1 protein-coding gene is annotated in these 1,505 nt (G+C 35.5%); it reads right to left on the minus strand.

Features of this window, described 5'->3' with window-relative positions:
• Positions 1 to 268: 268 nt before the first annotated feature.
• Positions 269 to 1,363 (minus strand): terminase large subunit, encoded by a 1,095-nt coding sequence (locus tag JCM19043_RS15665; RefSeq protein WP_369813906.1) that lies wholly within the window; start codon positions 1,361 to 1,363, stop codon positions 269 to 271.
• Positions 1,364 to 1,505: the final 142 nt, after the last annotated feature.

Consider the following 1,505-nt stretch of genomic DNA (forward strand, 5'->3'; position numbering starts at 1 on the left):
CACCTTTAGGTGCTAAAGCTTGTTTGAAAATCAATGTTCATCACCTCCTTCACCTCCTAGCAATAATTATCCCAATTAAAATCAGTACTACTGAAAGGACATAGTTACCGGCTAAGATATTTGAGTCAATCACAGATATCAAATATGTGTTAACCACACCTAATATAATGCCTGCAAAAATTAAAAAATCCTCCAACCATTTGGTGAAGAATACTGTAAAAAAGCTTGTTGTAAAGTTTGCTATTGTTTTTGCGATATTAATTACCTCCTACATGGACCAATTATTTAAAAAGTGACTGCTTAGATCTTGTGTAGCTCCAACCATTGCCCGACTAAAACTATTAATTACTGCTGCAGCTGGATCTATTCTTTCAATTGACTTATCTTTATCAAGCATAATGTTTTCTTGAGCATCTGTCTTAGTGATGGCATTACTTAAAGCCCAATGTAATAAAGGATCACCAAAATGTTGAACATTTCTCCGGTACACAGCACTTCTAAACTCTTTCGTCGGAAAAGATAGGTGTCTTAAAAACTGTGGAATTTCAACCATTGTGAAACCATGATTCTCTAATATCTGAATCAAATGTGTTGCATTCCATTTATCAAAATCAATTTCAACAATGTTATATCCCTGTTCTCGCATATCAATAATGTGCTGTTCAACGTAACTATAATCAACAACACTACCTGGCGTCGTAGTTAAATAACCTTGATCTCTCCATAAGTCAAAGCGAACATTGTCAGTATTCATGCGCTCTTGTAATTTATCTTCTGGCATGAATGAGTGTTGCTGAACAATAAATTTACGATTTGGTAATTGAAAAGTCATCCCGATACTTGTTAAATCAGTTGTACTAGATAAATCTAAACCTAGAAAAACAGGATATGGCATGACTTCCTTTGGCTTAATGATGGCCGATTTCCATTTGCCCATTTTCATATAACCGTTTGGCTTAGCGTCAATCCATACGTTCATGTTCTTAGTTAAAAAATTACGCATTTTTTCAGGCTGCTCAAGTGCGACTTTTAATTCAGAACGAATGGCTGTTAGACCTTCATCATAAGTTGCGACGATTGGATTTGCTTTTATCCATACCGATTCATCATTAATATCGTCAATCAAATTGCCTTCATCATCTTTATCTAGTTCACAAATGATTGCAAAATACTCATCGTTTTCTTGAGGCATATCAGGATCTAGTACTTTACTGACATACTCGTACTCTTTAAAACAAGGTCTTGATAAATTAAAACCAGCTGTTGTAATTATGAACATAAGAGGCTCTTTACGAGCCACCATACCTGAAGCAAGCACGTCATAAATTTCAGATGTCTCGTGTGCATGATATTCATCAACAATTCCAACAGATGGGTTTTTTCCATCTCCGTCTTACGGGCCTCTTTGGACAAAGGTATAATAACAGAGCTGTTCTTAGAAATGTTTATTTTCCCATATGATTGATTCCATTTACCTTCAAGCAGTTCACTTGACCGTATACCAG

It is taken from the genome of Halolactibacillus sp. JCM 19043 (assembly GCF_001310395.1).
GTDB classification, from domain to species: Bacteria; Bacillota; Bacilli; order Bacillales; family Amphibacillaceae; genus Halolactibacillus; species Halolactibacillus miurensis.